The sequence below is a fragment of the Mucilaginibacter sp. P2_A5 genome, assembly GCF_056404995.1.
This window is the reverse complement of the sequence record NZ_JBFUCY010000088.1, coordinates 1-533: the sequence shown is the minus strand read 5'-3', so window position 1 is coordinate 533 and position 533 is coordinate 1. Positions and strand designations below refer to the sequence as shown.

1 pseudogene is annotated in these 533 nt (G+C 45.6%); it reads right to left on the bottom strand.

The features are described 5' to 3' along the window. Positions 1–514: pseudogene (locus AC1DXF_RS29475) on the bottom strand (hypothetical protein); the annotation flags it as partial. Positions 515–533: the final 19 nt, after the last annotated feature.

Genomic DNA, 533 nt, shown 5'->3' with positions numbered 1-533 from the left:
CAGTTAGTTTCGGACCTTCGAGGAAATTACCGCCGGGAAAACGTAAAAAACGGGGTTTCATATCGGCCAGTAATTTCATGATGTCTACCCGGTTCCCATTCGGGCGGTTATGATAGGTTGGCGGAAATAAAGAGACGAGGTTAAAATAATAAACCCCGGTGCGGTTTGTCGAAATAACAAAACGAGCGTCAGATGTTGGTTTAACACCGGCGCCTGTTATTAATTTGAGTTCATATTTTTTCCAAAAGGGGCTTTTTATCAAATTAATAACCCCCGAAGCATATACCGTTTTACCGTCGTTGCTTTCTATACTTACGGTTATGGGCCCGGCCGTGTTATCGGCAATTACCGGAACAGTAACTTTAGGCTTGGGCTCCCAGGGGCGAGGGGGAAATGGCTTGCTGTCCGTGCCCTTCATATAAAAAGAAGCGTTATAAGTTGTATTAGGCAAAACAGGTATGCCCCAATAACCTTCATTTGCAATACCGGCCCGGCCACCGCCGGTATCCACCATGAGTTTTAAACAGGTAGTT